We start from the raw sequence: 17196 nt of genomic DNA on the forward strand, positions 1-17196 counted from the left end.
TCTATCAATTAATTCACTAATTTTATTTTATCGCTGCTCGCTCTGTGTAGTAGATGTTTTTTCGCTTTAGGTAAATCATAAATCATACTTTGCACATCGAACGATTTTGCTACATCGACTGGTATCACATCAGTCGGCTTATCCCCGTTATAAAAACAACAAACCAAATCCATTTTATTAATAATTTGTGCTAAGAATTTCTCATAAGTCGGCTTGGTTATCACCGTATCAAAATAACCAAATGATTGATAGCTACTGCCTAAGCGCTCCAAGTAGTCTATCGCGGATAAAAATGGCTCTGGTAAACATTCTTTTGGTGCACATGTATAAATCGACAGCCGCGGAGCCAAATGCTCTTTTTTTAGAAAATATTGTAAAACTTCATTTTCAATTGATTTATAACAAAGCAAGTGAATATGGTTCACTGGTGCAAATTTTTCTAGGTATGCTTGTATTTCTTGTTTGTCATAATCTGTTAATGTATGGGAACCGCTTAAAAAAAGTTGCAATCAACTCACCTACTTATCTTCATCAAGTGTATCGCGATTAATTGGGCGCACCATGATTTCTACACGCCGATTTTTTTCGCGATTTGTTGCAATGTCATTTTTGGCGACGGGTCTGAATTCTCCGTAACCACGAGCACTAAACTCACCTGGGTTGACTTCGCTGTTTTCTTGAATAATTGCTTCCATGAAATTAACAGCACGCGCGACGCTTAGTTCCCAGTTGGAGGAATAAATCGATGTACTTATTGGCACATTATCGGTATGCCCGGAAACAATACCTTCCATCGTTCCTTTACCTTGCGCAAATAGTTCGCCGATTTCTTTGGCTATCTCGCGTTTGTCTGCAGATAATTCTGCGCTACCAGATTGGAATAAAATATCATCGCGAATGGTGATTAAAAGCCCTTCGTCTGAGTATTTCGTCGTAATTTTTGCTCCCAAATGCTCTGCTGCTATATAGCTATCGATTTGTTTTTTAAATGCTTCAATCTTTTCTTCGTTTTGCTTTTTAAGTAAGGCAGCTGCTGCTTTTTTGGCTTTCTCTTGTTCGTTTGCTTCTTTCTTTTTATCCTGCTCTTCCATCGCCTTCAAGACTGCATTCACATTTGGATCATCTGGTCCTTTTTCTTTGGATACATATGCTTGATTGCCTGCCGCGCCTTCCTCAACAATTTTCTTAAATGCATTTCCCATTTGTTCGAATTTCTTAGCATCAACGGAACTGGAGGCAAACAGAACGATGAATAGCGCAAGTAAAAGTGTCAGCAAATCACTATATGGAATTAACCACGTTTCATCAACGTGTTCCTCCTGCGGTTTCTTGCGACGCTTGGCCACGCTCAATTTCCTCCACTTCTCTCGTTTTCTTCCCTTTTCCATTTCGCAGCACATCTTTCTCTTTTGGACTTAAAAAAGATAATAAACGTTCTTCCACAACACGTGGTGCATTTCTTTCTTGAAGCGCAACGACTCCCTCAATCATCATATATCGCAAATGCACTTCTTTTTGTGATTTTACTTTTAATTTATTGGCAAATGGTGTCCAAAGCACGTAACCGGTGAAAATACCGAAAATTGTACAAACAAACGCCGCGGCTATTGCTTCGCTAAGCTTATCTGGATTCGACATTTCTCCCATCGCATGAATGAGTCCCATTGCTGCTCCAAGTACACCAAGCGTCGGCGCATATGCTCCGGCTGATGCAAAAATCTTGGCATAAGCAGCATGACGTTCTTCCATGCTCGCAACTTCTTCTTCCAAAACATCCCGTAAAAATTCTGGGGAAGATTGTCCATCTACTACTAGACGCATGCCTCGTTTCATAAATGGATCTTCAATTTCATCGACAGAGTCTTCTAGCGCAAGTACGCCGCTACGCCTAATTTCATCGGCATATTCTTTGTACTGCACAAGTATCTCTACTTTGTCTGGCATCTTTTCTTTAGTGAAAAGAATTTTAAACAGTTTCGGTACTACTTTTACATCACTCCATGGGTGCGCCATCATAACAGCTGTAATTGTCCCAAGAATGATGACAATTAATGCTTCTGCGCTAAATAACATCGCCAGTGATATATTTTGAATCATAAACGAACCCGCAATGACTATCACTGCCAACACAAGTCCTATAATCGTTGTTATTTCCACGTTACTTCATCTCCCACCTACTTTTTTCAGCGAACTAATTCCACTTCATTTAACCAAAAAGCAATTAACTCGTTTTCCATTTCTGGTAAATGAACGAAAAACGCTTTGGCATCCGCTTCACTGGCAAATGCTTGCGAGCGGTAATTATCTTCTTTAACACCTTTTAAAGCGAGAAAATAAAACGACTCGAGTCGGCCTAGAATGACTTCTTTATCCCCGATTTCATAGCCAACTGTTTGTCTAATTTCAAATTCATTTGGTAAAAAAAGTTGCTCTTTCTTTTCAAGCATAAGAATTTGTTCTGCGAGTCCTGGTTTGTCCTCAAAAAACGCTAAATTTTTAATGTTTTCCATTCGTCCCATCTAACCAACTCCATTTCGTTTTTGCTAGGTTTTTATGTAGAAAAAATTATTTAATGTGGCCAGTCCGTAGTCAGCCGGGTTCAAAATCTGCTCTGAACCTCCGATGAAAAGAACACCGCCACGTCTTAGTGAATCTGCAAATTTCTGATATGCTTGATGTTTTCCTTCTGCCGTGAAATAAATCAGCACATTGCGACAGACAATTAAGTCAAAGCCTTTTTCGTAGTAATCCGTCAGCAAATCGTGACGTCGAAAACGAATAGCTTTACGATATTCAGGTAAAATCTGATATGTATCCCCTTTTTCAATGAATGCGCTACGTCGTTCTTGTTCGTTTAATTCTTCCATTTGGCGGCTTTGATATTCTCCGATGACTGCTCGTTTTAAAATAGCTGGTTCGAGATCCGTTGCCAAAATATCATAGTGGCGCGTGCCCACCGAACGTTCCATCATAATTGCTAGCGAGTACGGCTCTTCCCCTGATGAACAAGCCGCACTCCACACGCGAAGCTTCCCGCGACTATCTTCAAGCAGTCTTGGAATCACTTGTTTTTCTAGCACATCCCAACGATTGCGGTTCCGAAAAAAAGCAGAAACGTTGATTGTAATCAAACTAATGAACTCATCTAAAAGCAATGCATCTTTTTTGAGATGTTTGAAAAATTCTCCAAATGTAATATATTTTTTCTTCACGATAAAAGATAAAATCCGCCGTTTCATTTGTGTTTCTTTATAAAGCGTTAAATCTAAACCTAAGTCCCTTTTGACGACACGAGTAAAGTAAAGATAATCCTTTTCCAAATCTGGAATCATTCTTTTTCCCCTCCCCTTAGCTAGGTCGTTACTGACGAATTAATCCGGTTGCTTCTTTGTCGTATACTTTGTCAAACATATTCACGACATTTTTTGAAGCTTGTACCATACGCTGGTTATCCATCAGTTGTACCATTTCCACGCCTAAATCGACATTGGACGTTTCTAGTACACCGTTTTGAATATTCCCTTGTCCAGCTGGTAGATTCATGGTGTTTATTCCATTGACGTGAAGTCTTCCTTCTCCGTCTTTCACTAAGCTGTCCACTTGATCGGCTGAAACAAATTTTGTTCCAAGACGTCCCAAGTATTGATTAGTTTCTGCATTATATAAATCACCGTTTGCTTCGGCTCGGATAGCTGTTTTTTGGCCAACTTGAATCGCTTCTCCGGTTGAGCTGAGTATATTGGCGCCATCTGCCGTCCGCAAAAAACCAAATTGATCAGTATGGAACTGTCCGCCTCTTGAAAGAGAAATCTCACCATTTTTGGCAGTAATGAAAAAATTACTACCTTGTTCTGGATTTGTGTCTTGCATAAAGAAATCTCGGTCGCGGTTCGTAATATAACTTGATCCAGCCGTTAAATTAATATGTGTCGCCGCTGGTCGAACGCCGTAATCAATCGTTCCAACTTGCCTAGCGACAGGACTGTTCTGATAGTTCACCTTATTCCTAGAAATAACTTCACTTGTGAGCTGATCAAATTTAAAACCTGGCGTCTGCGCATTTGCCACGTTATTAGAATGAACCTGAATATGTTGCATATAGTTCATCATCCCAGCTGCTCCAATGTATAATCCTTTCATTCCAGTACCTGCCTCCTATCCGTCCCAACAAATCGTTCTGCCAACCAACGACTTTTTGGTCTGAAAATATTTTCGGTTATATTTTGCCCGTCAGTCATATAGAGCACCGGCAAATTCGTTTCTTGCATTACCGTGTATAAATCACCAATTCGGGTCGTTTCATCCATTTTTGTAATAATAAAACCATCGATTGGAATTTCTGCTAGTTTTGGTAAAATCGTCATCACATCAGCACTTTTCATACCAGAAGAAAATGTAAAACAAGTTAGATCCGGATGAACGACATTCGTATATGCAGCGATTTCACTTACCGATTCCTCCGCCAAATAGTTCCTACCAACCGTATCAATCAAAATATGATCCACACCGCTAACATACGTCATGTACTGCACGGCTTCTTCCAGTTCAGCAGGGCTTGTCGCAACGATGAGTTCGACGTCAAGTTTATCCGCGTAACCTTGGAACTGCTCTACCGCACCCGAGCGGAAAGTATCTGTTGTGATAAAACCAACTGTGCGATTTTGCTTCAAAAGTTGCCAGCCTAGTTTTACAAGTGTCGTCGTTTTCCCAACACCAGTTTGCCCAATTAAAGAAATAATTCGGTGGTTGCTTAAGTCAAATGAATCTTCCACCGCTAATTTTCCTGATAAATACGGGACAAACCAATCGGTAATATCGTCTAAATGAGCTGTTTCCACTTGTTTAAACTGTTTTCGTCCCGCCTGCATAAAGTCCGCCACATACGTATCGCTTATTCCGCGGCTCTTCAAAAATTTCACGAAATCACTGTTTTGCTCGCGTTCCTCACGCATTTTTACAGCAAGCTCGCGGTTTAATGCCGCCAGCTCAAGGCGCATAGTTGTAAGCTCTTCTTCTTGTGTTTTACGTTCTTCAAGGAGTGGCGTTGACTGTGCAAGTTCCGCCCCCGCGGCAAGCATTTCTAGTAGTTTTTCCTTTTTTAATAAATCGTCCGTTTTTAGTCTCGTTTTCACAACTGATTTTTGAAAGGTTTCTTGGAAGTCCATTCGACCATCTGCTATCGCTACTTCACTCATAATGACCGCCGTCACTTCATACTGTTTCTTAAAAATCCCAAGCTTTGTAACACGTTCATCCGTAATTTTATATGGCTCGTTCGTCACTAAGCGAATTTTTTTATGTATTTCTCGCTTGGAATTCGCCTTAAAAATTTCCATCTTTTCCACTAAATGTTTTCCCATTTAAACGGATTACCTCCCTCATCAAGTTGGTTCAATTAACGCAATTTGCTCCACTTCCGTTTCCGGCGACAGTTCACTAATAGAGAGCACCGGTACATCCAATTGATACCTTTCTAGAACTCGTACAAAGCCAAAACGAAAATCTTTTCGCCTTGTTAAAATGACTGGTTCGCGTCCAGTAAGTTGCGCTTTATTTACGGTATCTCTTACTTTTTGGATGATTGGCAGTTCTTTATCGAGCGCCCAGTTCAACGCGTAGCCATAATACGGCGTGTTAACAATTTCCGTATCCATTTCAATCGAATCTTGTAAAAGTAGCGCGTAAATTTTGCCATCTTGGTTTTTCGCTTGCTCACAAATGACTTTTGAAATCCGCTCTCTGACAAAAGCTGTAATTCCGTCTAGATCATTAGGATAAATTGTTTGTCCGTCAATAATTCCTTCGACAATCGTTGGTAAATCACGAACTGAAATACCTTCTTTCAAAAGTTGTCTAAGTACCCCTTGAATCAACGAATAATCAATTTCTTTTTTCTTAATTTCATCAATTAAAATTTGGTTTTCATCAGCAAGCCCGTCAATTAAATCTTTAATTTGTTGGCGCATCAGTAGTTCATGTAAGTTTTTCCGTAAAACGACATCCAGATGGGTAATTAAAATACTCAGCGGCTCAAGCACCTGATAGTTTTTCATTTGCGCATCTTCCAACTCTCCCGGCAAAATCCAGTAACCATCTTCCCCGAAAATGGGATCCTTCGTCGGCTCAGCGTCAAGATCCATCATCACGCCTGGTGTTTTTAACGCTAATAAATGTCCTGCTTTTAAAACCCCGCTCGCAACCGCAACACCTTTTACTTTAATTTCGTATTTCCCGCGCGGTTGAAAACTTGTATTATCTTTAAAATTAATCCCAGGAACGCCAATGCCTAAATCTTGTAAAATCGATTTTCGCATCAAGACGACTTTATCTTTCGCCGTTTCACCATTCATTTTTTGTTTCACGAGTGCCGCAATATTTAAGCCGAGTTCGACCACCACTGGGAATTTCTCGCGTGCTGCCCCAAATGCTTGGTTGTGTTCCGCCTCAGCCGAATTCGTTTCCGACTGAATCAATTCCATTTCTTTTTCCAGTTCCAACTGTTCTTTTTTCTTTAAATTAAATTGCGTACGGTAACCGATAATACCAAGCACAATCCCAATTCCGACAAAAGGAATCGCAGGGAGTGGGCTAAATACGCCCATTAAGATAAACATTGCAGCAAGCGTATATACAACCACCGAGTTTTGCATTAATTCTTTAAAAATCCCGACCGCAACGTTATCATCCGAACCATCAAATACCCGAGTAACAATAACCCCAGCAGACATCGCCATTAGTAGTGAACCGATTTGGCTCACGATACCGTCCCCGATAGTTAACTCCGTATATTTAACCGCAGCCTCTCCGAATGACAGTCCGCCTTGAACCATTCCGACAATTAAACCAAAAACGATATTAACAACAGCTAACAAAACGGTAAAAAGAACGTCCCCTTTTACAAATTTCCCAGCTCCGTCCATTGCCCCGTAAAATTCGGTTTCCATATTCAAGTAAGCGCGTTTTTCTTTCGCTTCCGGCTCTGTAATCAAGCGTTGATTCAGATCCGCATCAATCGCCATTTGTTTACCAGGTAAAGCATCAAGTGTAAACCTCGCAGCAACCTCAGCTGTCCGCGATGAACCATTTGCCACAATAAACTGAAAGACGATTAGAATAATAAAAATTACAATCCCAACAACAAAATTACTGCCAATAACAAAGTTCCCGAACTGTTTAATTACTTGACCCGGATCTCCTGTAGTTAAAATCGCCCTCGTCGTAGAAATATTAATCGAAACACGAAATATCCCCATCAAAAGTAGTAAAGACGGAAATGACTTCAATTCATTCCAATCTTTAATTGATGTGGCACGCATGTAAACTAACACTGAGAACGCCAAGATCGTCACAAGCACTAAATCCAACACAAATGGAGGTAATGGCACAATAAGTGCAATAACAAACGAGACCGCAATCAAGATAGCAAAATATTTTTTTATAGCACCTAAATTCCCCATTTTGAAACCTGCCTTTTCTAAGTTTAGAAAGGTCGCTCATATGTTGTTAGAACTTGATTTTGTCTGCGTCCATCAATTCTTTCATCACTTCAATAACATCTTTATATAAATCTTCTTGTATGTATTCATCTGGATTCGTCGTATAGTAAATACTTCGCGCCAGTTGTCTATTCGTAATCATCGGTACCCCGTCCGTATCCGCCACCTGTCTTATAAACAGTGCCAGCTCATCTTCCCCTTTAACGAGCAATTTCGGCGCATGGTCTTTTGTTTTGTCATAGCGCATCACGACCGAGATATGCGTCGGATTATTAACGACAAAAGTTGCGTCCGCCATTTTTTTCGTAATCGAACCTTGGAGAAGTCCCCGTGCAATGCTTCGTTGGCGTTGCTTCACTTCCGGGCGCCCTTCCGAATCCTTCATTTCATCTTTAATTTCTTGCTTTGACATCCGCAAACCTTTTTTATAATCGTAGCGTTGGTAAAAGAAGTCGAGCAGCCCAATTACTGCGATTACTAGGAATAAAGCTAGAAATTCATTTTTGAATAAAGCGAAAATTTGACTGAGTGAGTAGAGCCAATTTTGTCCAGTGTAACTAATGAGTGTATCTAAGTGATCCCGAAAGCCAATGTAAGCCACATAAGAAAGTAATGTGATTAAAAGTAATGCTTTAACAACCTCGACAATCCCCTTCACACTAAACACACGCTTAAAATAGTTCGCCGGATTCAGTCGTTTGAACTGAGGTTTCACAGCCTTTGCGGAAAACAAGATCCCGACCTGCACCCCGTAGTTCATTAAACCGAAAATAACTACCATCACCATGACAGGCATTAGCACTTTGCCAAATTCCATTAAATAAAACAAACTATAACTTTCCATGCTAGCAAGCTTCGGCGGCTGTTTTAAAAGAGCAACAAATGCTTGGATCGTGTTTTTAATAAACATTTCTCCAAAAAAATAAAGAAGCCCAGCTACAATCAGCAGTGAAAAAGCATTATTAAGTTCTTTACTTTTCGCCACATTACCTTCGTTTCGAGCTTTCTTAATGCGGCGCGGCGTTGCTTTTTCCGTCTTATTATCCTTCGCCAAGCTTTTTTCTCCTCCCTATTTTTTCAGTAAATAATCAAAAAACGACACATATTGTTGAATCATCTCATCTGTCAAATTTTTAAAAACTGTACTCAAGATAGGAACTGCGCACGTAAGGATGAAAATCCCAAAAGTAATTTTTATAATAAACGCATTCATAAAAATATTGATTTGCGGAGCGCTCTTAGAGATAAAAGCAAGAATAATATTAACGATAAAAATACTACCCATAATCGGAAGTGCAATCGAAACCGCTGATGCGAGCGCAAAACCAAGCGTCCCGAGCAGCAAATCAATAAACCCTTTTTCAAATAAAATCGAAACCGAAGCCGTAAATTCAAACGATTTCATTAAGTAATAAATTAAGTAATCCATGCCTTGAAGCGACAAGAATATTACGACAAAGAAAGTATCTAAAATCGCAGCAGTAATCGAGTTTTGCGTCCCGTAAGAAGGATCAATCAAGTTTACTTGCGAAAATCCTAAATCATAATCAATCATAAAACCGGCCATTTTTGGAATTACCGCAATAATTTCCACCAATTTCGCCAGTGCTAATCCAAATACCACTTCAGACGTTACCCGGAGTAGCAAATCAGGTAATGTCGTAATACCAGAAACATCGACCCCTGTCGCAACTGGAATAGAGATCGCCATCCCAAAAACAACTTTGACACTGTTCGGAATGTTACGTCCTTTTAAAAGCGGAAAGAAAAATAAAAAACTGGCAACTCGGCTGAAAACAATCACTACAGCAAGGAAAAATTCAAACTCCATGTTTACACCCTAATCATCAGGGGTAATTTGGAAAAGATTCCTACAAATAAATCCGTCATGTGTTCAAACATCCACGGTCCAAGAATAAAGAGCGCCACTACAAAAGCAATAATCTTCGGTAAAAACGTCAGCGATTGGTCTTGAATTTGCATCATCGCCATCAAAATCGCTACCACAATCACGACCACGATACAAATGAGCGACACCGGCAAAATAAGCGCCAGCCCACTATAGAAAAAATCTTGAAAAATTTGCGTAATCGGCGTTAAATTCATTTTGCTACTCCCTTAAAAGTGAATTGTTTGAAAAATCATGTTGGTAATCAGTCCGTATCCGCCAATGAAAATAAAAACAAGAATCTTAAACGGTAAGCTAATGGTCATCGGCGGCACCATCATCATCCCAAGATACATCAGTAGCGTACTAACAATTAAATCTATAAAAATAAACGCCAAGTATATAAACATCCCAGTTAAAAATCCTTGGGTAATCTGTGTCAAAATAAAAGCAGGCATTAAGGCCATAAGAGGTGCATCTTCTTTTTTTGTAACCGGGTCTTCTCCTTCTGCTTTCAACATCATGTTAATATCATGCTTATATGTATTTTCTGCAACATATTTTGTTAGAAGTGGTTGTGTTTCGTCCCAAACTTTTGACGCACTCCACTCTTCTTTTTGCGAGGGTTTATATACATCGTCATACCAAGCTGTAATTAAAGGTTGCATCATAAACAAAGATAAAAATAACGCCAGCCCTACAAGCACTTGATTGGGCGGTAAGTTAGTTGCACCAAGCCCTTGCCGCGTTAAGCCGAGGACAATAATACAGTAAGTAAAGTGTGTGAACATTAATACAATCGATGCAGACAACGAAAGAACCGTGACTAAAACAAAGAGGGCAACACTAGAATTAACCCCGTCTGTCCCATTTACACCAAGAGAATCAAGCCAACTCTCCGCATGAACATTCACGCCGGGCCAAAAGAAAACCAATGAAATTGCAAAAATAACAACAAAAGATACTTGAAATACTCGTCTAGAAGCTATTTTACGCATTTTCCTTAGTCTCCTCTTTCAAAAGTAATTCTCGGAAAAGTGCCTCATTTTGGATATTATTTCCTTTTAATGACACCGTTCGAATATCATTGTTAGAAATAATAGCCAGCACCTTTTCCCCGTCTGTCTCCAGAAGAACTGCACGTAACTGATGAGAGATTAAGAGAGTGTCTTTCAACTTTATTAGGTCATTTTCGCTTTTTCTCGTGCGATTCGCTTGCTTATTTTTCTTAACTAAAAAATAAGAAATTCCAGCAAGTACTGCTAAAAGTACAATAATTTTTAAAAGTGATAAAAAATATTCCATTCAAGTAAGGTAAATTCACCTTTCACTCCCTTCATCAGATTACAAAAATAAATCATTTTTTCAAAATATATATCAATAAAGTGTTTTTTGTAACTGCAATATAAAATTTTACACCAAATCCAGAAAAAATCTATACTTTTTTTAAAAAATGAAATTGTGTGTAAAAATAAAAAACAGCCAGCGTAACAGCTGTATCAAAGGAAAACTTCTCATTATTCGATTTATATTTTTCTATTTAACTTAAAAAAAGGTTCTTCATACCCAATCCTTTTGACCTACTCGCGTTCCCTTTACACAACTAACATATATTGTTATTATAAAAATAAACAGAAAATCAATAATACTATAGGATAGAGAGGTATGTGATTGTATGCCTAAATCAGAAATAAGAAAATTACTTCAAGAAATCAAAAATCAAGTAGATGAGCCGGGGAATTCATCTGCTACTGAAATTAAAAAAATGGCTTCAGAAGCTGGCATTAACGAACAAACTGCCGAAGAAATCTACCAATTACTCACTGAATTTTATCAAGCCGTTGAAGAACACGGTGGAATCGAAAAATATATGCATTCCAATATTAGTTGGTTAAAAATCGAATTAGAACTACTTTCTGCATGTTACCAAATTGCTATTTTAGAAGATATGAAGGTCCTTGATATTTCTGAAATGCTTAGCCTAAACGACTTGCGGATTTTTCCAAAGACACCAAGCCAACTACAAAACACCTATTACAAACTAAAAAAAGAGCTTATCCAAGTAGAAGATATTCCGAAAAACAAGCCAGGGAGAAAAAGAAAAACACAAAAGAATACTAAAAAAGAAAAAACCAACATTTTCGGAAAAGTTGTTCCAGCTGAATTTAAAGCGCCAACCTCCATCAAAGAACAAATCAGCTACGACAAATCACGCGAAAAAAATCTAGTTGACCTACTTTCCGGCGTCAAAAGCAATGTTCAACTTTTAAGTGAAAATCAAGGTGAAGAAAATAACGTATATGACTTACTTAAAAGCATCTACTCACTCTCTTCCCTTGCAGTACAAAAAGAAGAACTCGACAAAAAATATCAAGATCTTCAAACAAAATATCAAGAGTTGGAACAAGAAAACTCCTACTTAAAACAACAAAACGAAACAATGACCGACTCGTTCCATACACTGGTATTACAAGTAGCTGATTTTGCTTATGCAAGCGACTTAGACCAAATCCAAGCGCTGCCACTTTTCAGTCAGCAACTCGTTGTAACACTTAACCAACTAGGTGTTTTCAAAGAAAATTATAAGCAAATGTAAGTTATGAAAGGGGTGTTACGATGTATATCGAGATTTATACAGTAAATGGTGAATCAATTCGTCTAGATGACGACGCAAAAATTAATAACATCAGCATCCACGAATTATCCAAAGCAGACCTAAAAAACCTTTTTAACGAAAAATGTATCGAGTTAACGAAATACGACTTAACTTACTTTATTAATACAAATCAAGTGAATTGGTTCCTTGTAAGCGAAGGAATCCATTAAAAAAACGAGCTAGAATTAATTTCTAGCTCGTTTTTAATATTTAAATATCAAATTCACTATCTAAATCACCGTATTGGTTTGGTCCATCACTTTCAAGACACATAAAGACAAGCATAATAACGCTACCAACAAACGGAATTAAATCAAGCAATAAGTATAAACCACTTTTCCCTGAATCATGTAAACGCCGAACCATCAGGCTAATTGTCGGAAGTAATACTGCTAGTAAATATAGCAATACAAGAACCATCATAAAGAGCGCCCCACCACTACTCGCAATACCAGTTCCCCCAAGAGCACTTTCCATAAATATAGAAATGCCAAAAACAAAAGCTAAAAAGTATAATACTGCAAAAATAATAACATTCCAAAGTACTACATACCAATACGCTGACCGCGGAGCTCGCCCACTAAAGTTCACGTAATTTTTCCAAAATGACTTATAAGCTTCTAAAAATCCCATATTTCCTCCTATGTATAAAAATTTACTGTTCTTCTAAGAATATACGTCCGCACTTACTTAAATAAACTTTTCATATAAATATTCATAAAATCCACATATAAATCTATAAAAAAGTTAAGTGTTAGTTTTAGCTCGTTTTTCTTTTAAACCTCTGATTTATGATAGACATCTCCATATTGGTTTGGTCCATCACTTTCAAAACACATAAATATTATAATAATAATGGATCCAACGACTGGAATTAAAGCAAGGAAAGCAAGATAGCCACTTTTCCCAGTGTCATGTAGTCGTCTTACAATAAGGCTCGTTAGTGGGACTATAGTAGCCAACCAGTACAACCACCGTAGACCAACAAGAAAGAACATAACTACGATTCCAGCAAAGCCAACCCCATCTATCATTGATGAAGCGCCAAAAATAGCTGCCATAACACGAAGAGGTACAATAATCATCAGGTTCCAAACCACTACATACCAATATGCAGAACCTGGTGCACGACCACTAAAATTCACATAATTCTTCCAAAATGACTTATAAGCTTCTAAAAACCCCATGTTTCCCCCTGTGTAATTAAATTTAGTTATAGCATTAAGGATATATGCCACTTGTATTTTACACAAGGTTAAAATTAAAAGATTCATAAAATAGACACATTTCAACTCACAAACAAAATTAGGACTAATGACACAGGTCTTAAAACTCACTAATGGCCAAAAATCCATTTCTTAAAAATCCACGAATAAAACGCTTTTAAATTATAAAGCTTCTCGTAGTTCCTAAAAATTAATTAAAAAATAGATACAATTTAATCTTTCAAAGTAATTAGTGGTATGTATATATGAACGCCGTTTTTATAAGAACGTCTTTTATTGTATGATTTATACTACATTGCAATTTAAATGCCCCTATCTGTGATAAATTCTGAAAGTGGATGCTTTCCCAAACATCCATATCTTTGTTCACTTAGAAAATCCCCAGTAGCATTTATAAATATCAGTAAATGCCGAACACCTCAAACTTTCCCTTGTTTGAGGTGTTTTTATTACTATCTTTTACTAAGTTGTTTTCTTTTCTTCTTTTGCATAAAAAAGGCTCACTAACAAAAGCACTGTTTTATTTCAAAATATTTTAAGTATTCACTTGCTATAATAAACCCATTTATTTCCTCAACTGTGTACCTCTAACCTCTGTAACATCGCATGTTCCACAACTAAAAATAGCCTTCATCTAATAGTACATTTTTTTAAACATATATTCTTTTATTGAGTGGAAAAAGGACTAAAAAGTTAAAACAGCTATTAACATCAATGTTCCCAGTATGTTAAAATTACTCAAACTTAAATCACCTCTTTAAACTTAAATAAAAATCAATTATGCAAAAAATACATATAAATAACAAAAAATAGATAGGAATAATAAATACAAACATTCCCTCATTAAAATTAATTATGTTTTGGTTCTCCCATGCTAGAAACATAAACAAAGCGTCTAATAAGGCTAAACTAGCAATCATTATTTTACGAAGCTGTATGCGATTTACAAAATACGCATAAGTAAGTATACACAAACATAAACCAATAATTATATAGCCCGGTAATTGATTATCATCTAGTTTAATGCCAATCCCCCTACCTGTAGCGAAAATAAATGACAACAACCAGAGAATATTAAAACACGATAAAACCATTAGAGCAGTATAATATCTTTTATTCATATTTTCTTTCCTCCACTTCTCAGTAATATCCCCGGAAAAGTAAAAGTGGAACAAAGATAGATAATGCTAAAACGATATAAAACCACCACATACTAAATAGTTTTAAAAACTCTCCCCCTCGAATAAGTGCTACTAATCCACCAATCAAGAGGAGTGGAAAAGCTAAATACATAATAAAAAACATATTTTGTGACAGTACTCCACCGATTGCAGCACCGAGCATTAAAACACCTCCAAGTAGATGGTGCTTACGAACAAACAAAGAACCTACTACTCCAGAAATGGAAAATATGCTCGTTAATAAAATGGATAACAACCAATAACTAAAATCTATATCACCTATATCTGGTATCGTAAATCCCAACATAGTAGTTGCCGCTAAAATTCCAAATATCCCCCCACATAAGCCTAAACAAAACTCTGTAGTTCTTCCTATATTTTTGTTCATTTTTATCACTCTTTCCAATTATTTACCTATGATATTTAATAGGTTCCAACTTTATAAGGTTTAAAATTATTCGTAAATAGATTAGGTAAAGCGTTTGGAAGAATACTTGTTAAAGCCGCAGAAAATCCTTGTATTACATTTGCAGATCCGCTTCCAAAGTAAAAGGATTGGAATACCATTTTCGAGCAGTAATTAGGATCCGTTGTGAGTGTTCCAGAAGTAAGCCTATAAGTAATATGGCGATTTTTAGTATAACTATGTGTACTACTCCAAAATTTGGCGTCTGCATAGTCTGCACACTGCTTAGCCATCGCTTGGTTTGGCATTCGCCATAATTGAATCCATTTCGCAATGTGTGGAGCAGATGAAGCACCTTGTTCATTGGATGTACCAAAAATCCAGTTTTGTTTAGTGAATTGGTGGTTATTATTTGAAATCCCACCTATGAACCAACTTGCAAAATTTTGGCTCCCAGACATTTCTAAAATATAATTATCAGTTGTTGCAATTGCTGCATGCCCGACTCCACCACCAACTATTAGTATGTCTCCTTTTTGGATTGCTGCTTTCAACCTGTTTCCGTTAGAAGTAGTACTTCGTTGTTCTATTTTCAACTCAGAATTCGCATGCCCCTCTCCATCAGGAAAAGCACCATAATTATAACTTTCAGAAAACCATTCGTCATAAGAATCACTTGTATTAAATTCATCTTTCAGTGCTGAATAGGTAACCTGGTTTGTTTCATAATTTTCTTTAAACGCATCATAAGGATATTGTTTACTCGCTATCTTTCCCTCTGCTATCCCTTTTTGGTATAAATAGGCAATCTTTTGATCAGACTCTTCCGCAAATACTGTTCTGCTTAAACATTGGCTAAGAAAACAAACACATAAAAAAACAAACAACCATTTCTTCATCTTTTCCCCTCGCTCTCTAGTTTATTTTGCTTTTACTTGTAGAATAGAACCTACTTATTTTGTAATGAATTATGCACAAACGCATAGTAACATGGTATTTATGATTGGTTATTATTTAGTGTTATAAATGATACACTGCAAGAAATACAGAAATACATTTTATGTCTAGTACATTTTGGAATAAAACGTATTTATTATTGATTCCGTTAAGGTTCTTTTAGTGTGTGATTTATACTACATTGCAGCCCATTAGATTCAAGCAATGATATATTTTTGAAGTGGTGATTTCCCAAACACCCATATGTTTTGTTTACTTGAATTTCCAGTGGCATTTACAAATATTAGTAAATGCAAAAACACCTCGAACTTTCCCTTGTCCGAGGTGTTTTTATTACTAGTTCTTATTAATTTGTTAGCAATTCTTAAAGCTTAAGTGTTCCATATATTCTTTGTAAATAGTATTTAGATTAATATTCCGTTTTTCTATTCGTGTTCAATGTACTTTTAGTTCTTTATTCCACTCAATTCTGAGAAGATTTTATCTACTACACTTTTCTGCCCCTCAACATAGCAAATATATTTACAAAAAAAATACTCCTAGTGGCTGCTAACAACCGCTAAAAGTATAAAAGGGAGTTTAAGGTAAGTAAAGACAATCCACTACAAAAAAGGGAGAAAAAGTAATGGCATTGTCATTGCTTATGGTTATATAATACCCATCTCACCCAATCCAAACCCTTTTTTTGTATTAAAATTAGATGACGAATTTAACTAAAATGCAACAGAACAAAATTATTTGTCTTCTCGCTCGATTTCATTTTCAAGATTTTTTAAAACTTCGGCTTGTACTTGATTGACCGCTGCTTCTGTGTCGCTGTTTTTAGGAAATAATTCATTTCTTTTATTAGGATCAAGATTTATTTTTCCGAAAATAACTGCTGTCGGGACATAATAGTCATCTTCTGAATCTTTTTGCAACAGCAACAGGTATTTTTCTTCTTTATCCATTTTTGTATAACCAGCGATATGGTATGTCGTATTCGTTTCGGCATCGTAACCTTCATTTTCAAAAATAGGTATTATCATTTCTTTTCCTAAATTGTCATCCGTCTCATTTTTTAAAACTTGAGCTATTTTAAAAGTGGACATTCTATATACACCTATCACAGCATCATCTGAAGCTCGCTCTATTATTGATTCTCCACGCTTTTCTAGTTGACCTGTTACGATGACATTACTCGCGTTTTCTAGTTCATCCCCACTCTCATAACCACCAATTTTAGCTTCTGCCACTACTTCGGTGAACGGTTTTGGTTTCATCTGTTGATAAATTAAATATCCTCCGATAATCAATAGGAAAGCTGCAACCACAGTGCTGAAAATCCATCTTCTTTTATTCATAAAAGTTCCTCCTCGTTGTCATCATCTCTCTTAATTTAAATAG

At 37.0% G+C, this 17196-nt stretch carries 21 protein-coding genes; 2 read left to right on the top strand and 19 right to left on the bottom strand.

What is annotated here, in order from left to right:
- Nucleotides 1-8: 8 nt before the first annotated feature.
- Genes AC4PG0_RS04875 through AC4PG0_RS04935 form a run of 13 tightly spaced genes read right to left on the bottom strand, consistent with a single transcriptional unit; the run spans nucleotide 9 to nucleotide 10689 of the window.
- Complete coding sequence (locus tag AC4PG0_RS04875; protein WP_492167387.1) at nucleotides 9-509, bottom strand: hypothetical protein; 501 nt, start codon at nucleotides 507-509, stop codon at nucleotides 9-11.
- Between the two features lie 9 nt (nucleotides 510-518).
- Nucleotides 519-1346: a flagellar motor protein MotB gene (locus tag AC4PG0_RS04880; protein WP_003760940.1), complete on the bottom strand. Its 828-nt coding sequence runs from the start codon at nucleotides 1344-1346 to the stop codon at nucleotides 519-521.
- A complete protein-coding gene (gene motA / locus AC4PG0_RS04885; protein ID WP_003760939.1) occupies nucleotides 1306-2157 on the bottom strand; it encodes a flagellar motor stator protein MotA in 852 nt (283 codons plus the stop codon). The genes AC4PG0_RS04880 and motA overlap by 41 nt, the downstream gene beginning before the upstream one ends.
- A gap of 26 nt (nucleotides 2158-2183) precedes the next feature.
- The gene (locus AC4PG0_RS04890) at nucleotides 2184-2519 is read right to left on the bottom strand and encodes a DUF3964 family protein (protein ID WP_003760938.1); all 336 of its coding nucleotides are present in this window, start codon (nucleotides 2517-2519) and stop codon (nucleotides 2184-2186) included.
- A gap of 24 nt (nucleotides 2520-2543) precedes the next feature.
- Nucleotides 2544-3332 carry a CheR family methyltransferase gene (locus AC4PG0_RS04895; RefSeq protein ID WP_003760937.1) on the bottom strand — a complete coding sequence of 263 codons (789 nt, stop codon included), beginning with the start codon at nucleotides 3330-3332 and terminating at the stop codon, nucleotides 2544-2546.
- Nucleotides 3333-3360: 28 nt separating this feature from the next.
- Nucleotides 3361-4140 (bottom strand): flagellar basal-body rod protein FlgG, encoded by a 780-nt coding sequence (locus AC4PG0_RS04900; protein WP_003760936.1) that lies wholly within the window; start codon nucleotides 4138-4140, stop codon nucleotides 3361-3363.
- Nucleotides 4137-5360, bottom strand: coding sequence for a flagellar biosynthesis GTPase FlhF (gene flhF, locus AC4PG0_RS04905; RefSeq protein WP_492167386.1), 1224 nt, complete (start codon nucleotides 5358-5360; stop codon nucleotides 4137-4139). Before flhF ends, AC4PG0_RS04900 begins: the two co-directional genes overlap by 4 nt.
- 21 nt (nucleotides 5361-5381) lie before the next feature.
- Nucleotides 5382-7457, bottom strand: coding sequence for an FHIPEP family type III secretion protein (locus AC4PG0_RS04910; protein ID WP_153648307.1), 2076 nt, complete (start codon nucleotides 7455-7457; stop codon nucleotides 5382-5384).
- Between the two features lie 46 nt (nucleotides 7458-7503).
- The gene (flhB, locus tag AC4PG0_RS04915) at nucleotides 7504-8550 is read right to left on the bottom strand and encodes a flagellar type III secretion system protein FlhB (protein WP_003770881.1); all 1047 of its coding nucleotides are present in this window, start codon (nucleotides 8548-8550) and stop codon (nucleotides 7504-7506) included.
- A gap of 15 nt (nucleotides 8551-8565) precedes the next feature.
- The gene (locus AC4PG0_RS04920) at nucleotides 8566-9327 is read right to left on the bottom strand and encodes a flagellar biosynthetic protein FliR (RefSeq protein ID WP_492167385.1); all 762 of its coding nucleotides are present in this window, start codon (nucleotides 9325-9327) and stop codon (nucleotides 8566-8568) included.
- A gap of 2 nt (nucleotides 9328-9329) precedes the next feature.
- Nucleotides 9330-9602 carry a flagellar biosynthetic protein FliQ gene (locus AC4PG0_RS04925; RefSeq protein WP_003718817.1) on the bottom strand — a complete coding sequence of 91 codons (273 nt, stop codon included), beginning with the start codon at nucleotides 9600-9602 and terminating at the stop codon, nucleotides 9330-9332.
- Between the two features lie 12 nt (nucleotides 9603-9614).
- The gene (locus AC4PG0_RS04930) at nucleotides 9615-10382 is read right to left on the bottom strand and encodes a flagellar type III secretion system pore protein FliP (RefSeq protein ID WP_003760928.1); all 768 of its coding nucleotides are present in this window, start codon (nucleotides 10380-10382) and stop codon (nucleotides 9615-9617) included.
- Entirely contained in the window at nucleotides 10375-10689 is a 315-nt protein-coding gene (locus AC4PG0_RS04935; protein ID WP_241425238.1) for a flagellar motor switch protein FliN, read from the bottom strand. Before AC4PG0_RS04935 ends, AC4PG0_RS04930 begins: the two co-directional genes overlap by 8 nt.
- 370 nt (nucleotides 10690-11059) lie before the next feature.
- Between AC4PG0_RS04935 and mogR the strand changes: the two genes are divergently transcribed.
- Together mogR and AC4PG0_RS04945 are read left to right on the top strand one after the other, a co-directional pair.
- On the top strand, nucleotides 11060-11980 hold the full coding sequence (gene mogR / locus AC4PG0_RS04940; RefSeq protein ID WP_492167384.1) for a motility genes transcriptional repressor MogR: 921 nt from the start codon (nucleotides 11060-11062) through the stop codon (nucleotides 11978-11980).
- A 20-nt stretch (nucleotides 11981-12000) separates the two neighbouring features.
- Nucleotides 12001-12210, top strand: a complete 210-nt coding sequence (locus AC4PG0_RS04945; RefSeq protein ID WP_003721793.1) for a lmo0673 family protein — start codon at nucleotides 12001-12003, stop codon at nucleotides 12208-12210.
- A 40-nt stretch (nucleotides 12211-12250) separates the two neighbouring features.
- On the opposite strand, the gene AC4PG0_RS04950 is transcribed toward AC4PG0_RS04945, so the two are convergent.
- The 6 genes from AC4PG0_RS04950 to AC4PG0_RS04975 all read right to left on the bottom strand — a co-directional run bounded on the left by AC4PG0_RS04950 (nucleotide 12251) and on the right by AC4PG0_RS04975 (nucleotide 17153).
- Nucleotides 12251-12673, bottom strand: a complete 423-nt coding sequence (locus tag AC4PG0_RS04950; RefSeq protein WP_267667591.1) for a DUF805 domain-containing protein — start codon at nucleotides 12671-12673, stop codon at nucleotides 12251-12253.
- Between the two features lie 143 nt (nucleotides 12674-12816).
- Nucleotides 12817-13227 carry a DUF805 domain-containing protein gene (locus AC4PG0_RS04955; RefSeq protein ID WP_003760920.1) on the bottom strand — a complete coding sequence of 137 codons (411 nt, stop codon included), beginning with the start codon at nucleotides 13225-13227 and terminating at the stop codon, nucleotides 12817-12819.
- A gap of 788 nt (nucleotides 13228-14015) precedes the next feature.
- A complete protein-coding gene (locus AC4PG0_RS04960) occupies nucleotides 14016-14387 on the bottom strand; it encodes a hypothetical protein (RefSeq protein WP_194319990.1) in 372 nt (123 codons plus the stop codon).
- A 19-nt stretch (nucleotides 14388-14406) separates the two neighbouring features.
- Complete coding sequence (locus AC4PG0_RS04965; protein ID WP_003760916.1) at nucleotides 14407-14835, bottom strand: hypothetical protein; 429 nt, start codon at nucleotides 14833-14835, stop codon at nucleotides 14407-14409.
- A 35-nt stretch (nucleotides 14836-14870) separates the two neighbouring features.
- Nucleotides 14871-15752, bottom strand: coding sequence for a hypothetical protein (locus AC4PG0_RS04970; RefSeq protein ID WP_010990552.1), 882 nt, complete (start codon nucleotides 15750-15752; stop codon nucleotides 14871-14873).
- 792 nt (nucleotides 15753-16544) lie between these two features.
- Nucleotides 16545-17153: a hypothetical protein gene (locus tag AC4PG0_RS04975; protein ID WP_492167383.1), complete on the bottom strand. Its 609-nt coding sequence runs from the start codon at nucleotides 17151-17153 to the stop codon at nucleotides 16545-16547.
- Between the last annotated feature and the right edge of the window lie 43 nt (nucleotides 17154-17196).

It is taken from the genome of Listeria sp. MAN/IMW/UF464, assembly GCF_058683955.1.

Bases quoted from the DNA above. Each gene is read 5' to 3' on its own strand.
- AC4PG0_RS04890 (WP_003760938.1), bottom strand. From the start codon at position 2,519: ATGGGACGAATGGAAAACATTAAAAATTTAGCGTTTTTTGAGGACAAA.
- AC4PG0_RS04895 (WP_003760937.1), bottom strand. From the start codon at position 3,332: ATGATTCCAGATTTGGAAAAGGATTATCTTTACTTTACTCGTGTCGTC.
- AC4PG0_RS04900 (WP_003760936.1), bottom strand. From the start codon at position 4,140: ATGAAAGGATTATACATTGGAGCAGCTGGGATGATGAACTATATGCAA.
- flhF (WP_492167386.1), bottom strand. From the start codon at position 5,360: ATGGGAAAACATTTAGTGGAAAAGATGGAAATTTTTAAGGCGAATTCC.
- AC4PG0_RS04910 (WP_153648307.1), bottom strand. From the start codon at position 7,457: ATGGGGAATTTAGGTGCTATAAAAAAATATTTTGCTATCTTGATTGCG.
- AC4PG0_RS04920 (WP_492167385.1), bottom strand. From the start codon at position 9,327: ATGGAGTTTGAATTTTTCCTTGCTGTAGTGATTGTTTTCAGCCGAGTT.
- AC4PG0_RS04925 (WP_003718817.1), bottom strand. From the start codon at position 9,602: ATGAATTTAACGCCGATTACGCAAATTTTTCAAGATTTTTTCTATAGT.
- AC4PG0_RS04930 (WP_003760928.1), bottom strand. From the start codon at position 10,382: ATGCGTAAAATAGCTTCTAGACGAGTATTTCAAGTATCTTTTGTTGTT.
- AC4PG0_RS04935 (WP_241425238.1), bottom strand. From the start codon at position 10,689: ATGGAATATTTTTTATCACTTTTAAAAATTATTGTACTTTTAGCAGTA.
- mogR (WP_492167384.1), top strand. From the start codon at position 11,060: ATGCCTAAATCAGAAATAAGAAAATTACTTCAAGAAATCAAAAATCAA.
- AC4PG0_RS04945 (WP_003721793.1), top strand. From the start codon at position 12,001: ATGTATATCGAGATTTATACAGTAAATGGTGAATCAATTCGTCTAGAT.
- AC4PG0_RS04950 (WP_267667591.1), bottom strand. From the start codon at position 12,673: ATGGGATTTTTAGAAGCTTATAAGTCATTTTGGAAAAATTACGTGAAC.
- AC4PG0_RS04955 (WP_003760920.1), bottom strand. From the start codon at position 13,227: ATGGGGTTTTTAGAAGCTTATAAGTCATTTTGGAAGAATTATGTGAAT.
- AC4PG0_RS04960 (WP_194319990.1), bottom strand. From the start codon at position 14,387: ATGAATAAAAGATATTATACTGCTCTAATGGTTTTATCGTGTTTTAAT.
- AC4PG0_RS04965 (WP_003760916.1), bottom strand. From the start codon at position 14,835: ATGAACAAAAATATAGGAAGAACTACAGAGTTTTGTTTAGGCTTATGT.
- AC4PG0_RS04970 (WP_010990552.1), bottom strand. From the start codon at position 15,752: ATGAAGAAATGGTTGTTTGTTTTTTTATGTGTTTGTTTTCTTAGCCAA.
- AC4PG0_RS04975 (WP_492167383.1), bottom strand. From the start codon at position 17,153: ATGAATAAAAGAAGATGGATTTTCAGCACTGTGGTTGCAGCTTTCCTA.